This is a genomic window from Microbacterium panaciterrae, from assembly GCF_039541635.1.
Lineage (GTDB): Bacteria > Actinomycetota > Actinomycetes > Actinomycetales > Microbacteriaceae > Microbacterium > Microbacterium panaciterrae.
This window is the reverse complement of record NZ_BAABGP010000024.1, coordinates 171,095-185,568: the sequence shown is the minus strand read 5'-3', so window position 1 is coordinate 185,568 and position 14,474 is coordinate 171,095. Positions and strand designations below refer to the sequence as shown.

The following is a 14,474-nucleotide window of genomic DNA, read 5'->3' as shown; positions in this document are numbered from 1 at the left end:
CGGTGCTAAGGTGTCGCCGCAACAGGCCGCCTGAGGAACACCGCACCGAGGAGCATCGCCATGTCATCCGAACGCATCCGGGTCAATCCGCTGCACCGCCGCCCCGGCACCACGATGCTCGTCGACAAGCACCGGATCCCGGATCAGGGGATGGATCCGCTGAAAATACGGTCTGGTGTATCCGGGGCTGGGCTGGGTCGTCTGGCGCGATGCCGCGGCGCTGCCCGAATCGATGGTGTTCCGGGTCAGCTACCTCGGCGGCGACATGCCGACGCTCGCGCTGAACTTCTCCCGGCCCGGAGCGCAGGTGCTGCTGCAGTTCTACCGGTTCCTGCGGCTCGGCAGGCAGGGGTATGCCGAGGTGCAGGGCACCTCCCGTGCGGTCGCGCGCTGCCTCGCCGACGGGATCGGCGCCATGCCCGCGTTCGAGCTGATCAGCGACGGGTCCACGATCGCGGTGTTCGCCTGGCGGCTCGCCGAAGGCCACACCGAGAACTGGACGCTGTTCGACCTCTCCGACCGACTGCGGATGCGCGGCTGGCTGGTTCCGGCGTACCCGCTGCCGGCGGATCTGGAACAGATCACCGTGCAGCGCATCGTGATCCGCAACGGCGTGACCCAGGACCTGGCCGAGTCGCTGCTCGCCACGCTCCGCGAGGAGGTCGACTACCTCGACGCGCTGACCTCGCCGCTGCCGCACGGCTCCACCGGACCCGCCTTCCGGCACTGAGAGGATGACGTCATGGAACACGTGGTGCTGTATCGGCTTCGCGACGACGTCGAGCGGGCGCGCCTCGCCGAGGTGTTCCCGCGCCACCAGGCGCACTATCGGGCCTTCCATGCGGCCGGGGGCGGGCTGATCGTCCTCGGCCCGTTCCTCACGCCCGACGCCGACGTCGGCTCCATGGGCGTGTTCTCCTCGCGGGAGGACGCCGAGAGGTTCATCGCGGACGATCCGTTCGTCACCGAGGGGCTGGCGGTTCCGCGCATCCTGGAATGGAACGCCGTCTGGCTCGGTGCGGGACCGGACGGGTCCTGATGTGCCCCCGCCGGGATTCGAACCCGGACTGAGGCGATTTTAAGTCGCCTGCCTCTGCCGTTGGGCTACGGGGGCCCGACCTCGAGCCTAGCCATCGTGGCCACGACCGCACCCCGCTGTGGCCGCTCAGATGCTCTGCCTCTGCTCCAGCAGAGGGCAGGCGAAGGGGTCGCGTTCGCCCAGGCCCACGCGATTGATGTAGCGCAGCACGATGCCGTACGAGTGGAAGAGACCGGTCTGCGTGTAGGGCACGTCGCGCTCGCGGCAGTAGGCCTCGATCAGCGGCGCGGCGTGCCGCAGATACGGCCGGGCCATTGAGGGGAAGAGATGGTGCTCGATCTGGTAGTTGAGTCCGCCCATCGCGATGTCGAGGAACCGGCTGCCGCGGACGTTCCTGCTCATCATGACCTGGCGACGCAGGAAGTCGAGTCGTGCGTCGTGCGGGACCAGCGGCATGCCCTTGTGGTTGGGCGCGAACGACACCCCCATGTAGAACCCGAACAGGCCCAGCTGCACGGCCAGGAAGACGAACGCCTTGTCCGGCGAGAGCACGAGGAAGACGACCGTCAGGTAGCCGATGATCCGGATGAGGAGGAAGCCGATCTCGATCGGCCGGCGGGCGAGCGGCTCGCGGCTGAACACGCGGTGCACGCTGGAGGCGTGCAGGGAGAGCCCCTCCAGCAGCAGGACCGGGTAGAAGAAGACGCCCTGATGCGCGATGACCCAGCGCGCGAGCGGCGGCCGGTTGCGGGAAGCCTGCTCGGGAGTGAAGGCGATCACGGGCAGATCGATGTCGGGGTCGGACCCGATCATGTTGGGGTTGGCGTGGTGCCGGGTGTGCTTGTGCTGCCACCACCCGTAGCTCATGCCGACGAACAGGTCCCCGAGGATGAGGCTGATCCAGTCGTTCCACCGGCCGGATCGGAAGATCTGGCGGTGCGCGGCGTCATGTCCGAGGAACGCGATCTGGGTGAACAGGATCGCGAAGACCGCGCCGGTGAACATCTGCCACCAGGTGTCGCCGATCACGATGAACACGATGATCGCCGCAGCGACGACGAGCGGGACGCACACCAGCTTGGTCCAGTAGTAGCCGTACCTGCGGCGCATGAACCCCGCGGTCTTCACCAGCCGCGCCAGTTCGGTGAAGTCGCTGTTGCCCGTCCGTCGCACCGGGCCGAACTCCGATGATCGCGAACCCGTCGCCTGCAGTGCCATGATCCCGCTCCTCTCGGCGTCGCGCCGGGGTCTCGAGCGGATCTGAATCCAGGTTACGCCTCCCGGCGCCAGGGCGGGGCGGCGGGGCGGAACTTCTCGTCCCCGAACGAGGCCGTGAGTGCGGAGGTCGGGAGCGCACGGTTCGAGATCGCCTCCGCGAGGGCGTGCAGCGTGAGGTTGCGCGCACGCGCGTAGCGGCGCAGCACGGCGAAGGACTCGTCCATCGAGATCCCCGCGCCCTGTGCGATCGCTCCCTTCGCCTGCTCGATGAGGACCCGGCTGTCGAGCGCCCTCTGCAGCTGTTCGGCGACCACCTGCGCCTGCGCGGAGACGCGCTGCTGCAGGATGCCGATGGTGGCGACGTCGGCAAGTGCCTGCGCGGCGCTCGCGTCACGGTCGCTGAGGGCGCCGATCGAGGCGCCGAAGAGATTCATGGTGCCGATCGTGTCTCCGCGCAGGCGCAGCGGGATCGCGTGCACGGAGCGGAATCCCCGCCGCAGCGCCTCGGCGCTGAAGGCCGGCCAGCGGTCGGTGGCGCCGAGATCGAGCACCGAGACCTGCTCGCCCGTGGCGAAGCAGTCGAGGCAGGGGCCGACGCCGGCCGCGAGCTGCAGGACCTCGACGAGTTCGGCGCTCTCGGTCGTCGACGCCATCACCTGGAGCTCTCCCTGGGCGTCCAGGAGCAGGAGCCCTCCCGCCTGCACGTCCACGATCTCGGTGCACTCGGTGACGAGCGTGTGCAGCAGGTCGACCACGTCGTAGTCGTCGGTGAGGGTGTCGGCGACCCTCACGAAGGCGGCGTTGAGGCGGCGCTCGCGGGATGTACGGGCCATGATCGCTCCTCTCTCGTCTGCCATGGTAGACAGGATCGGCCCAGAGCACGACGTAGGGTGGGGGAGTGCTCGAGCTCATCGCCGATCGGGGCGCCGTGACGACGACGCCCACCCGCCCCGCAGCCCTGCCCTGGCAGGATCCCGGCCGCTGGTGGCCGCGGCTGACCGAGGCGACGGCGCATCTGCCCGCGCCGGTCGCGGTGATCGATCTCGAGGCGCTGCGGTTCAACACGGTCGACATGCCCGTCCGCGCCGGAGGGCTTCCGATCCGCATCGCGACGAAGTCCGTGCGGGTGCGCGAGGTCATCGACGCGGCGCTGCGCGTGTCGGGCTACCGCGGGCTGCTCGCGTTCACCCTGGCCGAGGCGCTCTGGCTCGCCGAGGACCACGACGACATCGTGCTCGCCTACCCGACCGCGGATCGGCCGTCGCTGGCCAGACTGCTCGCCGACGAGCGTGCGGCTTCCCGGATCACGCTCATGGTCGACGACGAATCGCAGCTCGACCTCATCGACGCCGTGGCGGCCCCCACCCGGCGTCCGCGCGTGCGCATCGCGATCGACGCCGACGCGTCCTGGCGCACCCCGGTGCTCGGGCATATCGGCGTGTTCCGCTCGCCGCTGCACAGCGCGGACGAGGTGGCGCGCTTCGCCCGCCAGGCCGCCGAGCGCGACGGCTTCCGGCTCGTCGGGCTGCAGATGTACGAGGCGCAGATCGCCGGGCAGGGCGACGACACCGGCAGCGGCGACACGCTGATCCGCGTCGTCCAGGCGCGTTCGCGCGCCGAGCTGCAGGAACGCCGTGCCCGCATCGTCGACGCCGTACGCGCCCTCGTGCCGCTGGAGTTCGTCACCGGCGGGGGGACCGGATCCCTGGAGTACACCGGATCCGACTCCTCGCTCACCGAGATCACCGCCGGCAGCGGCCTGCTCGCGGGCCACCTGTTCGACGGCTACCGCGCCTTCGACCTCGCACCGGCCAGCGCCTTCGCGTTCGATGTCGTGCGCCGCCCCGCGCCCGACATCGCGACGATCCTCGGTGGCGGCTGGATCGCCTCCGGACCGCCCGTCGCCTCGCGCCAGCCCCTGCCGGTGTGGCCGCAGGGGCTGAGCACCGCGCCGCGTGAGGCGGCCGGCGAGGTGCAGACCCCGCTGCGCGGCGCGGCCGCCCGGACGCTGCGGGTCGGGGATCGGGTGTGGCTGCGGCACGCGAAGAGCGGCGAGCCCGCGGAGCGGATCCTCAGTTATCACCTCGTCGACGGCGATCAGGTGGTCGCGGAGCTGCCCACGTACCGCGGTGAGGGAAAGGCGTTCCTGTGACCCGCATGGGGGGAACCTGGCAGAACTGGGGCCGCTCGGCCTCGATCCGGCCGATCGGGGTGGAGCGTCCGCGCACCCCGGAGGGCGTGCAGCGTGCCGTGCTCGCCGCGGGTGCACACGGGCTGCGCATCAAGGCGGTCGGCGCCGGCCACAGCTTCACTGGGATCGCCGTCGCCCCGGACGTGCTGCTCGAGCTCGACGACCTGCAGGGACTCGTCTCGGTGGACGAGGCGCGCGGGCGAGTGACGCTGCTCGCCGGCACCCGCTTGCATCGGATCCCCGGGCTGCTCGCGCCCTACGGGCTGGCGATGGAGAATCTCGGCGACATCGACCGCCAGTCCATCTCGGGCGCGATCTCGACCGGCACGCACGGCACCGGGGCGAGGTTCCGCGGGATCGCCGCCCAGGTCGTCGGCGTCACCCTCATCACGGCGGCGGGGGAGTTCCTGCGCGTCGACGAGACCCAGAATGCCGAGCTGCTGCCGGCGGTCGCGCTCGGGCTCGGCGCTCTCGGGATCCTCGTCGAGGTCACGCTGCAGTGCGTGCCCGCCTTCGTGATGCACGCGGTCGATGCCCCCGCACCGCTGGACGAGGTGCTCGAGACCGTGCACGAGCGCGTCGCCGCCGCCGATCACTTCGAGTTCTACTGGTTCCCGCACACCGACGTGGCGCTCACCAAGACCACCGAGCGGCTCCCGGAGTCCGCACCGCGCCACCCGCTCCCTGCTGTGGGCCGGTGGATCGACGAGACCCTGCTCTCGAACGGGGTGTACCGCGTCGTGTGCGCCGCGGGTGCTCTCGCCCCCGCGATCACCCCGCCGTTCAGCCGGCTCGCGGTCACGCTCACGGGCGACCGGGAGTACACCGACCTCTCACATCGCGTGCTGACGCAGAGCCGCACGGTGCGCTTCCGCGAGATGGAGTACGCGCTGGGGCAGGACCAGGTGGTTCCCGCGTTCCGCGAGGTGAAGGCGCTGATCGAGAAGCGCGGCTGGCGCATCGAGTTCCCCGTCGAGGTGCGCTTCGCAGCGGCCGACGATCGCTGGCTCTCCACCGCGTACGAGCGCGATTCCGCCTACATCGCGGTGCACCGGTACTGGCGGCACGACCCGCGCGAATACTTCGAGGCCGTCGAGCAGATCATGCTGGACCACGGCGGGCGACCGCACTGGGGAAAGCTGCACACGCTCGACGCCGCCCAGCTCCGCGAGCGCCATCCGCGGTTCGACGACTTCGTCGCGCTGCGGGATCGGATGGATCCGGAACGCCGGTTCGGCAACCGCTATCTGGAGCGCGTCATCGGCACCTGACCGTTGCCTGGCAGCCCGGCGTCCGCGCAGGGATGCGGGGATAGGATGGGCCGAAACCACGTCTGCAAGGGGGTCGTCGTCCGTGGATGTTCTCGTTCCTGTGCTCGTCGTCGTCGGTGTGATCGTCGTCCTGATCGTCATCGTCGGCATCTATCTCTGGGCCACCTACAACTCGCTCGTGCAGTTGGGGGTCCGCGTCGATGAGGCGTGGAGCGACATCACGGTGCAGCTCAAGCGCCGGGCCGACCTGATCCCGAACCTGATCGACACGGTCAAGGGCTACGCCGCGCACGAGAAGGCGGTCTTCGAGAACGTCACCCGTGCGCGCGCCGAGACGCTCGCCGCGTCCAGCCCCGGTGAGGCCGGCGCCGCAGAAGGCCACCTGCAGCAGGCGCTGAAGAGCCTGTTCGCGGTCGCGGAGGCGTATCCGCAGCTGCAGGCCAGCCAGAACTTCCTGCAGCTGCAGTCGGCGCTCGTCGACACCGAGGACAAGATCCAGGCTTCCCGCCGCTTCTACAACGGCGGCGTGCGCGAGCTGAACACCAAGGTCAAGGTGTTCCCGAACAACCTCTTCGCGCGCAACCTCGGCTTCACCGAGCGCGAGTTCTTCGAGGTCGCGGACGGCGCCGCCATCGCCGAGCCGCCGCGCGTCCAGTTCTGACCCCTCCGGGGCCGTCGCCCGCTCAGCGGTCTCCCCGCGGCACCACCTCCGCGCGCCCTGCGTCGTGGCGACGGACGTGTTCGGGGTGCCCCTCGAGCACGTCGGCCAGCGCTGCGGAGGCGTCGCCCCAGCGCGAGACCGAGACGTGCTCCAGCCCCTGCCACGCGGCGGCGGCGCGCAGTTCCGCGGCGATCCGCTCGACGTCGGCCGCGGGCCGGGCCTGCGGCTCCCACCAGGCGGACTGCACGAGCAGGGTGCGTGCCGCGCGATCCGCCTTCAGATCCACCCGCGCCGCGATCCTGTCCCCGACGAGCACGGGCAGCGAGTAGTAGCCGTACCGGCGCTGCGCGGACGGCGTGTAGATCTCGATGCGGTAATCGAGTGCGAACGCGCGCAGCGCCCGATCGCGGAACCACACGACGGGATCGAACGGGGTCAGGATCGCGGCCGCGTCGATGCGGCGGGGGAGGGTGGCGTCCGCATGGCGCCAGGCGGGGATCGCTCGTCCGCCGCGTTCCCAGCCGCGCACCTGCACAGGCACGAGCTCGCCCGCCTCGACGAGTCCTCGGATCGCGGTGAGGATCGCCTCACGATCCTTGATCCGGTAGTAGTCCGCGATGTCGGCGGCCGTCGCGACGCCGTGCGCCCGCGCGGCTCGGCGCACCAGCTCGGAGATGGCCTCCGCGCGAGGCAGATCCCGGCCGAGCAGCCCCTCAGGCACCACATCGTCGGCGAGCGCGTACCGCCGCTCGAAACCGTCCCGCCCGGCGATGGCGACCTCGCCGATCCGCCACAGGTACTCCAGGGAGTGCTTCACCTCGTCCCACTCCCACCAGCCTCCGCGTCCGCGTGGGGCGTCGCCGCGGATCTCGGCGGGACGGGATGGGCCGCGATCGCGCAGCTCGGCGCGGATCCAGTCCAGCGTGCGCGCCGAGGAGCTCTGCCCCCAGAACTCGCCGCGCTTCTCCCGGAAGGCGTCCCGCCGGAACCCCCAGAGCGGCCAGTCCTCGACCGGCAGGAACGTGGCCTCGTGTGCGATGTACTCGGTGTACCGGCCGGGACGGGATGCGGAAGGGCGCGAGAGCACCGCCCGATCCAGCATCGCGGGGTCGTACCCGCCGAGCCGCGAGAACAGCGGCAGGTAGTGCGAACGGGCGAACACGTTCACCGAATCGATCTGCAGCACGCCCATGCGGGCCATCGCCGTGTGCAGATGCCGCACGGCGGGAGCATCCGGGCGCCGGCGGGAGAACCCCTGTGCGGCGAGCGCCATCCGCCGGGCCTGGGCGGCGCTCATCGTCTCAGCGGGGCGGGGCATGTCGGTCACGTCGGCCAGCGTAGCCGCGGCCGCCGACACGGCGACGGGCGGCGCCGCCCGCGCCCGTAGACTGGGCCGATGAGTGATGAGAGTCGACGCTTCCGCGATCTCATCCGCCAGCGCTCGGTGTCGGGGCGCGTGGACGTCACCGGCGAGGTGGAGAGATCCGTGCCGGCCGGGCTGCGCATCACGACCGCCTATGCCTGGCGCCTGCTCGTGATCGCCGCCGCCGTGGGCGTGCTGATCTGGCTGGTGATGCTGTTCAAGATCCTGGTCATCCCGCTGATGGTCGCGATCCTGCTCACCGCGCTCCTCTGGCCCGTGTTCAGCGCGATGCTGCGCGCCCGGTTCCCGCGCTGGCTCGCGATCGCGATCGCGCTCCTCGGCACGCTCGCGATCGTCGCAGGGCTGCTGTGGCTGGCGGTCTGGCAGATCACGCAGCAGTGGGCGGACGTGCAGACGCGCACGGTCGCCGCGATGGGGCAGTTCCAGCAGTTCCTCATCGACGGGCCGCTGCACCTCACCGAGAAGCAGATCGCCGACTTCCTGAACCAGGCGATCGCGTTCCTGTCCGCGCAGGGCGAGCTGCTGAAGTCCGGCGCGATCGCCGTCGGCTCGACGTTCGGCCACGTGGCCACCGGCGCCGTGCTCACCGTCTTCATCCTGCTCTGCCTGCTCGCCGACGGCGGCGGCATCTGGCGCTGGACGCTCAAGCTCTTCCCGAAGGCCTCGCGTCTCGCGGTGGACGCCGCCGCCCGCAACGGCTGGGCCACGGTGATCAACTACGCGCGCACGCAGATGCTGGTCGCATTCATCGACGCGGTCGGGATCGGGCTCGGCGCGTTCCTGCTGGGTGTCCCGCTCGCCGTGCCGGTCGCGGTGCTGGTGTTCCTCGGATCCTTCATCCCGATCGTCGGCGCCGTCATCACCGGAGTGCTCGCGGTCTTCCTCGCCCTCGTCTACAACGGGCCGTGGATCGCGCTGTGGATGCTCGTCGTCGTGCTCGCCGTGCAGCAGATCGAGGGGCACATCCTGCAGCCGATCCTGATGGGATCCGCCGTGAAGGTGCACCCGCTCGCGGTGGTGCTCGTGGTGGCGGGCGGCGCGTTGATCGCCGGGATCCCGGGGGCGCTGTTCGCCGTGCCGCTGGCGGCTTTCGTGAACGTCGCGGCGGTGACCGTGAACTCCGGGGCCTGGCGCACGGGCGCCGATCCGGACGGCGACTACATCTGGCAGACCGTGCCGCGGGCACGGAGAAGGAGCATGCGATGACGAACGAGACGATCCCGACCCTCGCCGAGATCCAGGAAGCCGCGGCCGGCCTGGAGGGTGTGATCATCCGGACACCCACGTTGCCGTCGATCGCGCTCGGCAAGGTGCTGGGATCGCCGGTGATGCTGAAGATGGAGAATCTGCAGCGCACCGGATCGTTCAAGATCCGCGGGGCCGTGCACCGCCTCTCCAAGCTCACCGCCGAGGAGCGCAGCCGCGGCGTGGTGGCGGCCTCCGCCGGCAACCACGCGCAGGGCGTCGCCCTGGCCGCGCAGGCGCTCGGCATCCACGCCACGATCTTCATGCCGATGGGCGTGCCGGTGCCGAAGCTGCTCGCCACCCGCGGCTATGGCGCGGATGTCGTCCTCGAGGGCGAGACCGTCGCCACGCCGCTGCGCCTCGCCGCCGAGTTCGCCGAGCGCACCGGCGCCGTGCTCATCCCGCCGTTCGATCACCGCGACATCGTGACCGGCCAGGCGACGCTCGGGCTCGAGCTGATCGAGGACGTCCCCGACGTCGACACCGTGGTGCTCGGGATCGGCGGCGGCGGGCTCATCGCCGGTGTCGCCGCCGCAGTAAAGGCGCGCGCCGCAGAGCAGGGCCGCACCGTGCGCGTGGTCGGCGTGCAGGCCGAGAACGCGGCCGCGATGGGCCCGTCGCTCGCGGCCGGCCATCCGGTCGAGATCACCACCCAGCCCACCATCGCCGACGGCATCCTGGTCGCCAAGCCCGGCGACGTGCCGTTCGGGATGATCCAGGAGCTCGTCGACGAGGTCGTCACGGTCAGCGACGACGACATCGCCCGCGCCCTGCTGCTGCTGCTCGAGCAGGCCAAGGTCGTCGTGGAACCGGCCGGCGCGGTCGGCGTCGCCGCGATCCTGGCGGGCAAGGTGCACGGCAGCGGAACGACCCTCGCCGTGCTCTCCGGCGGCAACATCGATCCGCTGCTGCTGCAGCGCGTGGTCTCGCACGGCCTCGCCGCCTCCGGACGCTACCTGACCCTGCGGATCCCGCTCCCGGACCGTCCCGGCCAGCTCGCCCGGGTGTCCGAGCTCATCGCGCACGCGGGCGCCAACGTCATCGAGGCGATGCACACCCGGCACGGCCACGGACTGCAGATCAACGACGTGATCCTCGAGCTGAGCGTCGAGACCCGCGGCCCCGAGCACTCCGAGCTCACGCTCGACACGCTGCGCGCGGCCGGCTTCGAGCCGCTCGTCGTCCAGGACTAGGCGAGGTCGGCGTCAGGGCCGCCCTCGCGCTTGGCCGAGCTGCCCTCGCGGAGCAGGAGCGCCAGGAGCCGGGGCTTCTCGTCGACGGTCCCGATGGCGCAGATCTTCCGCAGGAACGCGTCGGACGAGAGCTGGTGCAGCATTGCGGCGGCCAGGTCGGCGCGCGACGTGTAGGCCGCATCGAGGTAGTCCTCCGCCAGCCGGTAGCCGGTGACCTGCGCGGTCTCGAACAGCCCGTTGGGGCGCATGATCGTCCAGTCCAGTGCGCTGGCCCGGACCAGGGCCTCCATACGGGCCATATCCGCATAGACGGTGCGGCCGAAGTAGCTGACGATCGGGCCGGCGACCTTGTCGACGAAGAAGCCGCCGTGCGGACCGAGACTCGGATCCGTCAGGCTCGCGCTGACGCAGACGAGGCGTCGGACGCCGTGCGTGCGCATCGCCGTCATGATGTTGCCGGTGCCCTCGGAGTACACCGTCACAGGCTGTCTGCTGTACGGCACACCCAGGACGGAGAGCACGGCGTCCTGCCCGGCGAGCGCCGCGTCGACCGCGTCGGCGTCGTGCACGTCGGCGCCGACGACCTGCAGCCGGTCGTGTCGCATACCGAAGGCCTCGGGTCGGCGGGTGACTGCCGTCACCTCATGACCGGACGCGAGCGCCTGATCCGTGAGGAGGCGGCCGGTGGGTCCGTTCGCGCCGAAGATGATGAGCTTCATGGGAACCCTTCCGCTATTCTAGCTTTAGAACTCATATAATACGAGAACGGTAGCATATGAAAAACGAACTAGATACCTCGAGTTCGACGGCTGCTCGTCGCGCGGACGAGCTCAGGGGGGCGCTCCGCGAGGCGAGGGTGCAGCTGTCGGTGCTCAACCATCGCGTCGGCTTCGGCCTCGAGGTGCGTGACACCGACTTCGACTGCCTCGATCTCATCTCGATCCACGGACCGCTCAACCCGACCAGCCTGGCCAGGCTCACCGGCGTGCGCCCGGCGACGCTCACGGGCATTCTCGACCGGCTCGAACGGGGTGGCTGGATCGTACGGGAGCGGGACGCCGGCGATCGACGCGCCGTCACCGTCCGCGTGCTGCCCGACCGCGACAGCGACGTCTATGGGCTCTATGCGGGCATGAACGCGCAGTTCGATCGGATCTGCGCCGACTACGACGACGCGCAGCTCGACACGATCGCCGGCTTCCTGAGTCGGGTCCGGGAGGCGGCCGCGACATCGACCGCCGCCCTGTCCGACCAGGACTGAATCCTCCGCGGGACCCGCGGAGGAGGCGTGCGGCTCAGCCGGCGAAGGTCTCCACCTTGAGGATCTCAACCGCGATCGAGCGCCCGTTCGGCGCCTCGTACGAGGTCTTCTCGCCGACCTTGAGGCCCTGGATCGCGGATCCGAGCGGGCTCGCCTCGCTGTACACGTCGAGGTCGGTGCCTCCGGCGATCTCGCGGCTGCCGAGGAGGAAGACCTCCTCGCCGCCCGCGACCGTCGCGGTCACGACGGTGCCCGGCTCGACGATGCCGCGGCTGGCCGGGGCCTCGCCGACCTTGGCGTTCTTCAGCAGCGCTTCGAGCGTGCGGATGCGCGCCTCCATCTTGCCCTGCTCGTCCTTGGCGGCGTGGTAGCCGCCGTTCTCCTTGAGGTCGCCCTCTTCGCGCGCGATCTCGATGCGCTTGGCGATCTCCTCGCGGCCGACCGTGGAGAGGTTCTCCAGCTCCGCGACAAGACGGTCGTACGCCTCCTGCGTGAGGAAGGGGACCTGTACGTCGTTCGACACGGCGAACTCCTTGCCATTCGGATCCGGGACCAGATGGCCCCGGATATGCCAAGACGCCCCGGCACCTGCCGGGGCGTCGCTCAACACGATGAGCCTAAGACACCCAGCAGGAGTTCACCAAACCCGTCGTGGCCTCGCCCACCACCGGGATGCGCTCCGTGAACGCCCGCGCACGCTGGGACGAGGCGGGGTAGTCGATGACCTTCCAGCCGACGATCCCGAACTCCACATCCTGCGCCTCGAGGATGCAGTGCACCGGCCGGTCCGCGGGCGCGCTGATCTGGAACGACACCGTCACGGTATGCGCATCCGTGAGGTCGAAACCGCGATCCGTGACATCGACGGTGTTCGCCGAGCCTTGCACGGTCCACCAGCCGAACACGCCGATCGCGGCCACCGCGATCGCGCCGCCGACGATCATCGGCAGGCGCCGGCGGGGTCCGCGGCCGTAGCGCTCATCGAGCTGGGCTGGCGTCGTCACGGCGGGGTGCATCCGATCGTTAGGCTGGAGTTCCAGGTTATCTCGTAGAAGGCGGACACATGATCGAGGCTCTCCTCGCGGCAGTGGCGGCGACTCCCACTCCGACGCCGACGGTCGACCCGAACCTGGTCAGCCCGGGCCCGATGGGCTTCGCGATCGTCGCGGTGATCGTCGTGCTCGCCGCCGTCCTGATCTGGGACATGCAGCGCCGGATCCGCCGGGTCCGCTACCGCGAGGAGGTGCGCGAGGAGCTGGATGCCGAGGAGGCCGCCGCGCGCGCCGAGGACGCGGGCGAGAACGGCGCAGGCGACACGAAGGCCTGACCCTCGGTCCTGGTCTTCAGGCGGGCAGGACCTTTCAGGCGGGCAGTCCCAGCGAGGGGTTCAGCGGCGCGAGCGAGATCAGCAGGCACGCCGTCCAGTGGCAGAGGAACGCGAGCACCGTGCAGACGTGGAAGATCTCGTGGAAGCCGAATCTGCCCGGCCAGGGGTTGGGCTTCTTCAGCGCGTACACGATCGCTCCGCCGGTGTAGAGCAGCCCGCCCACGCAGACGAGCACCATCATCGCGACGTTGGCGTTCAGCAGATCGACGATGTACATCATCGCCGCCCAGCCGAGCAGCAGATACAGCGCGACGTAGAGCCAGCGCGGGGCGTTGATCCAGAACACCCGGAACAGGATCCCCAGGATCGCCCCTGACCACACCAGCACGAGCAGCAGCGTGCCCTTCTCCGGCGCCAGCGCGAGGGTCGCGAGCGGGGTGTAGGTGCCCGCGATGAGCAGCAGGATGTTGGCGTGGTCGATCCGCTTCAGGATCGCCTTCGTCCGGGGCTTCCAGTCGAAACGGTGATACAGCGCGGAATTGCCGAAGAGCAGCAGCGAGCTGAGCATGAACACCGCCGCCGCCCACTTCGCGGGCGCGCCGTGCGCGAGCACGATGAGCACGATGCCCGCCGCGATCGCGACGGGAAAGGTGCCCGCGTGGATCCAGCCGCGCCAGGTCGGCCTGATCTCGGCCTGCGCATCGACGGCCGCGGCCTCGAGCAGAGGCAACGGGGATGCGTCAGTGGCGGCGTTTCGGGTCGCACGGCTCATGGGCACACTCTAGGCGTCCCGGCATTCCGCCAGCGGCACATATGCGATGCGGACACCGTGCGTGGATCGCGACGGCGCCCGCACTCGCCCGCGGGGTTCGGCGCGATAGCGTAGGGGAGTGAACGCACGCTCGGATCAGCCAGGGAGCGGACCTCTCTATCGGCTGTACAGTCGACGGCTGCGCCGGCGCCTGGACCCGGAGCGCGTTCCGCACCACGTCGCGATGATGATCGACGGCAACCGGCGCTGGGCGCGTCAGCTCGGCTACGCCACCGCTGCGCACGGGCACCGGGCCGGGGCGGCCAAGATGCGGGAGTTCCTGGGCTGGTGCGATGAGCTGGGGATCCAGGTCGTCTCGCTGTATCTGCTCTCCGCGGACAATCTGCGCAAGCGCGACTCGGCCGAGCTCGCCGACCTCATCGAGATCATCGGCGAACTGGCCGACGGGCTGTCCCGTGAGAGCGACCTGCGGGTCAAGCACGTGGGCCGGGCCGAGATCCTCCCACCCGAGCTGGCACGGGTGCTGGCAGAGGCGGAGGAGCGCACCCGCACGCACACCGGGCTGCACGTGAATCTCGCCGTCGGGTACGGCGGCCGCACCGAGATCGTCGACGCGGTGCGCAGCATCATCGCCCAGCACGAGGCATCCGGGGGCACTCTGGAGGACCTCGCCGCCCACCTCACGCCCGAGATGATCGGCGAGCACCTCTACACCGGCGGACAGCCGGATCCGGACCTCGTGATCCGCACCAGCGGAGAGCAGCGCCTCAGCGATTTCCTGCTCTGGCAGAGCGCGCACAGCGAGTTCTACTTCGTCGAGGCGCTGGGACCGGATCTGCGCGAGGTCGACTTCCTGCGCGCGATCCGCGACTACGCCGACCGCGACCGCCGCTTCGGCCGCTGACGGGGAGA

At 70.3% G+C, this 14,474-nt stretch carries 16 protein-coding genes, 1 tRNA gene and 1 pseudogene; 10 read left to right on the top strand and 8 right to left on the bottom strand.

Features of this window, described 5'->3' with window-relative positions:
• Positions 1 to 163 precede the first annotated feature (163 nt).
• Both ABD882_RS17470 and ABD882_RS17465 read left to right on the top strand, forming a co-directional pair.
• Positions 164 to 730 (top strand): annotated as a pseudogene (locus ABD882_RS17470) (pyridoxal-dependent decarboxylase); the annotation flags it as partial.
• A gap of 12 nt (positions 731 to 742) precedes the next feature.
• The gene (locus ABD882_RS17465; RefSeq protein WP_345188706.1) at positions 743 to 1,039 is read left to right on the top strand and encodes a YciI family protein; all 297 of its coding nucleotides are present in this window, start codon (positions 743 to 745) and stop codon (positions 1,037 to 1,039) included.
• A 2-nt stretch (positions 1,040 to 1,041) separates the two neighbouring features.
• Here the strand turns inward: ABD882_RS17465 and ABD882_RS17460 are convergent.
• The 3 genes from ABD882_RS17460 to ABD882_RS17450 all read right to left on the bottom strand — a co-directional run bounded on the left by ABD882_RS17460 (position 1,042) and on the right by ABD882_RS17450 (position 3,090).
• A tRNA-Leu gene (locus tag ABD882_RS17460) sits at positions 1,042 to 1,114 on the bottom strand.
• Positions 1,115 to 1,165: 51 nt separating this feature from the next.
• Positions 1,166 to 2,257, bottom strand: a complete 1,092-nt coding sequence (locus ABD882_RS17455; protein ID WP_345188705.1) for a fatty acid desaturase family protein — start codon at positions 2,255 to 2,257, stop codon at positions 1,166 to 1,168.
• Positions 2,258 to 2,310: 53 nt separating this feature from the next.
• Positions 2,311 to 3,090: an ANTAR domain-containing protein gene (locus tag ABD882_RS17450; RefSeq protein WP_345188704.1), complete on the bottom strand. Its 780-nt coding sequence runs from the start codon at positions 3,088 to 3,090 to the stop codon at positions 2,311 to 2,313.
• 77 nt (positions 3,091 to 3,167) lie between these two features.
• On the opposite strand from ABD882_RS17450, the gene ABD882_RS17445 reads away from it, so the two are divergent.
• The 3 genes from ABD882_RS17445 (at position 3,168) to ABD882_RS17435 (ending at position 6,380) form a co-directional block, all read left to right on the top strand.
• Entirely contained in the window at positions 3,168 to 4,409 is a 1,242-nt protein-coding gene (locus ABD882_RS17445; protein ID WP_425563394.1) for an alanine racemase, read from the top strand.
• On the top strand, positions 4,406 to 5,719 hold the full coding sequence (locus ABD882_RS17440) for a D-arabinono-1,4-lactone oxidase (protein WP_345188703.1): 1,314 nt from the start codon (positions 4,406 to 4,408) through the stop codon (positions 5,717 to 5,719). The genes ABD882_RS17445 and ABD882_RS17440 overlap by 4 nt, the downstream gene beginning before the upstream one ends.
• Positions 5,720 to 5,801: 82 nt before the next feature.
• Positions 5,802 to 6,380, top strand: a complete 579-nt coding sequence (locus ABD882_RS17435; protein ID WP_345188702.1) for a LemA family protein — start codon at positions 5,802 to 5,804, stop codon at positions 6,378 to 6,380.
• Between the two features lie 22 nt (positions 6,381 to 6,402).
• Here the strand turns inward: ABD882_RS17435 and ABD882_RS17430 are convergent, their stop codons facing one another.
• Positions 6,403 to 7,698 carry a winged helix-turn-helix domain-containing protein gene (locus tag ABD882_RS17430; RefSeq protein ID WP_345188794.1) on the bottom strand — a complete coding sequence of 432 codons (1,296 nt, stop codon included), beginning with the start codon at positions 7,696 to 7,698 and terminating at the stop codon, positions 6,403 to 6,405.
• 78 nt (positions 7,699 to 7,776) lie between these two features.
• Here ABD882_RS17430 and ABD882_RS17425 point away from each other — a divergent pair, with 78 nt between their 5' ends.
• Both ABD882_RS17425 and ilvA read left to right on the top strand, forming a co-directional pair.
• Positions 7,777 to 8,970: an AI-2E family transporter gene (locus ABD882_RS17425; protein ID WP_345188701.1), complete on the top strand. Its 1,194-nt coding sequence runs from the start codon at positions 7,777 to 7,779 to the stop codon at positions 8,968 to 8,970.
• Complete coding sequence (gene ilvA / locus ABD882_RS17420; RefSeq protein ID WP_345188700.1) at positions 8,967 to 10,202, top strand: threonine ammonia-lyase; 1,236 nt, start codon at positions 8,967 to 8,969, stop codon at positions 10,200 to 10,202. Before ABD882_RS17425 ends, ilvA begins: the two co-directional genes overlap by 4 nt.
• Here the strand turns inward: ilvA and ABD882_RS17415 are convergent.
• Entirely contained in the window at positions 10,199 to 10,921 is a 723-nt protein-coding gene (locus tag ABD882_RS17415) for an NAD(P)-dependent oxidoreductase (protein ID WP_345188698.1), read from the bottom strand. The genes ilvA and ABD882_RS17415 overlap by 4 nt on opposite strands.
• Before the next feature lie 56 nt (positions 10,922 to 10,977).
• Here ABD882_RS17415 and ABD882_RS17410 point away from each other — a divergent pair, with 56 nt between their 5' ends.
• A complete protein-coding gene (locus tag ABD882_RS17410; RefSeq protein WP_345188697.1) occupies positions 10,978 to 11,463 on the top strand; it encodes a MarR family winged helix-turn-helix transcriptional regulator in 486 nt (161 codons plus the stop codon).
• Positions 11,464 to 11,497: 34 nt separating this feature from the next.
• Here the strand turns inward: ABD882_RS17410 and greA are convergent, their stop codons facing one another.
• Both greA and ABD882_RS17400 read right to left on the bottom strand, forming a co-directional pair.
• Complete coding sequence (gene greA / locus ABD882_RS17405; protein WP_345188696.1) at positions 11,498 to 11,986, bottom strand: transcription elongation factor GreA; 489 nt, start codon at positions 11,984 to 11,986, stop codon at positions 11,498 to 11,500.
• A gap of 94 nt (positions 11,987 to 12,080) precedes the next feature.
• Positions 12,081 to 12,467 (bottom strand): DUF4307 domain-containing protein, encoded by a 387-nt coding sequence (locus ABD882_RS17400; protein ID WP_345188695.1) that lies wholly within the window; start codon positions 12,465 to 12,467, stop codon positions 12,081 to 12,083.
• A gap of 59 nt (positions 12,468 to 12,526) precedes the next feature.
• Here ABD882_RS17400 and ABD882_RS17395 point away from each other — a divergent pair, with 59 nt between their 5' ends.
• Positions 12,527 to 12,790, top strand: coding sequence for a hypothetical protein (locus ABD882_RS17395; RefSeq protein ID WP_345188693.1), 264 nt, complete (start codon positions 12,527 to 12,529; stop codon positions 12,788 to 12,790).
• A gap of 34 nt (positions 12,791 to 12,824) precedes the next feature.
• Here ABD882_RS17395 and trhA read toward each other — a convergent pair whose 3' ends face one another.
• A complete protein-coding gene (gene trhA / locus ABD882_RS17390; RefSeq protein ID WP_345188692.1) occupies positions 12,825 to 13,562 on the bottom strand; it encodes a PAQR family membrane homeostasis protein TrhA in 738 nt (245 codons plus the stop codon).
• Between the two features lie 118 nt (positions 13,563 to 13,680).
• Here trhA and ABD882_RS17385 point away from each other — a divergent pair, with 118 nt between their 5' ends.
• Positions 13,681 to 14,466 (top strand): isoprenyl transferase, encoded by a 786-nt coding sequence (locus ABD882_RS17385; protein WP_345188691.1) that lies wholly within the window; start codon positions 13,681 to 13,683, stop codon positions 14,464 to 14,466.
• Positions 14,467 to 14,474: the final 8 nt, after the last annotated feature.

What these genes read in the sequence shown, in the direction of transcription:
- ABD882_RS17430 (WP_345188794.1), bottom strand. Translation starts at nt 7,698, where the DNA reads ATGCCCCGCCCCGCTGAGACGATGAGCGCCGCCCAGGCCCGGCGGATG.
- ABD882_RS17455 (WP_345188705.1), bottom strand. Translation starts at nt 2,257, where the DNA reads ATGGCACTGCAGGCGACGGGTTCGCGATCATCGGAGTTCGGCCCGGTG.
- ABD882_RS17415 (WP_345188698.1), bottom strand. Translation starts at nt 10,921, where the DNA reads ATGAAGCTCATCATCTTCGGCGCGAACGGACCCACCGGCCGCCTCCTC.
- ABD882_RS17425 (WP_345188701.1), top strand. Translation starts at nt 7,777, where the DNA reads ATGAGTGATGAGAGTCGACGCTTCCGCGATCTCATCCGCCAGCGCTCG.
- ABD882_RS17465 (WP_345188706.1), top strand. Translation starts at nt 743, where the DNA reads ATGGAACACGTGGTGCTGTATCGGCTTCGCGACGACGTCGAGCGGGCG.
- ilvA (WP_345188700.1), top strand. Translation starts at nt 8,967, where the DNA reads ATGACGAACGAGACGATCCCGACCCTCGCCGAGATCCAGGAAGCCGCG.
- ABD882_RS17395 (WP_345188693.1), top strand. Translation starts at nt 12,527, where the DNA reads ATGATCGAGGCTCTCCTCGCGGCAGTGGCGGCGACTCCCACTCCGACG.
- ABD882_RS17450 (WP_345188704.1), bottom strand. Translation starts at nt 3,090, where the DNA reads ATGGCCCGTACATCCCGCGAGCGCCGCCTCAACGCCGCCTTCGTGAGG.
- ABD882_RS17410 (WP_345188697.1), top strand. Translation starts at nt 10,978, where the DNA reads ATGAAAAACGAACTAGATACCTCGAGTTCGACGGCTGCTCGTCGCGCG.
- trhA (WP_345188692.1), bottom strand. Translation starts at nt 13,562, where the DNA reads ATGAGCCGTGCGACCCGAAACGCCGCCACTGACGCATCCCCGTTGCCT.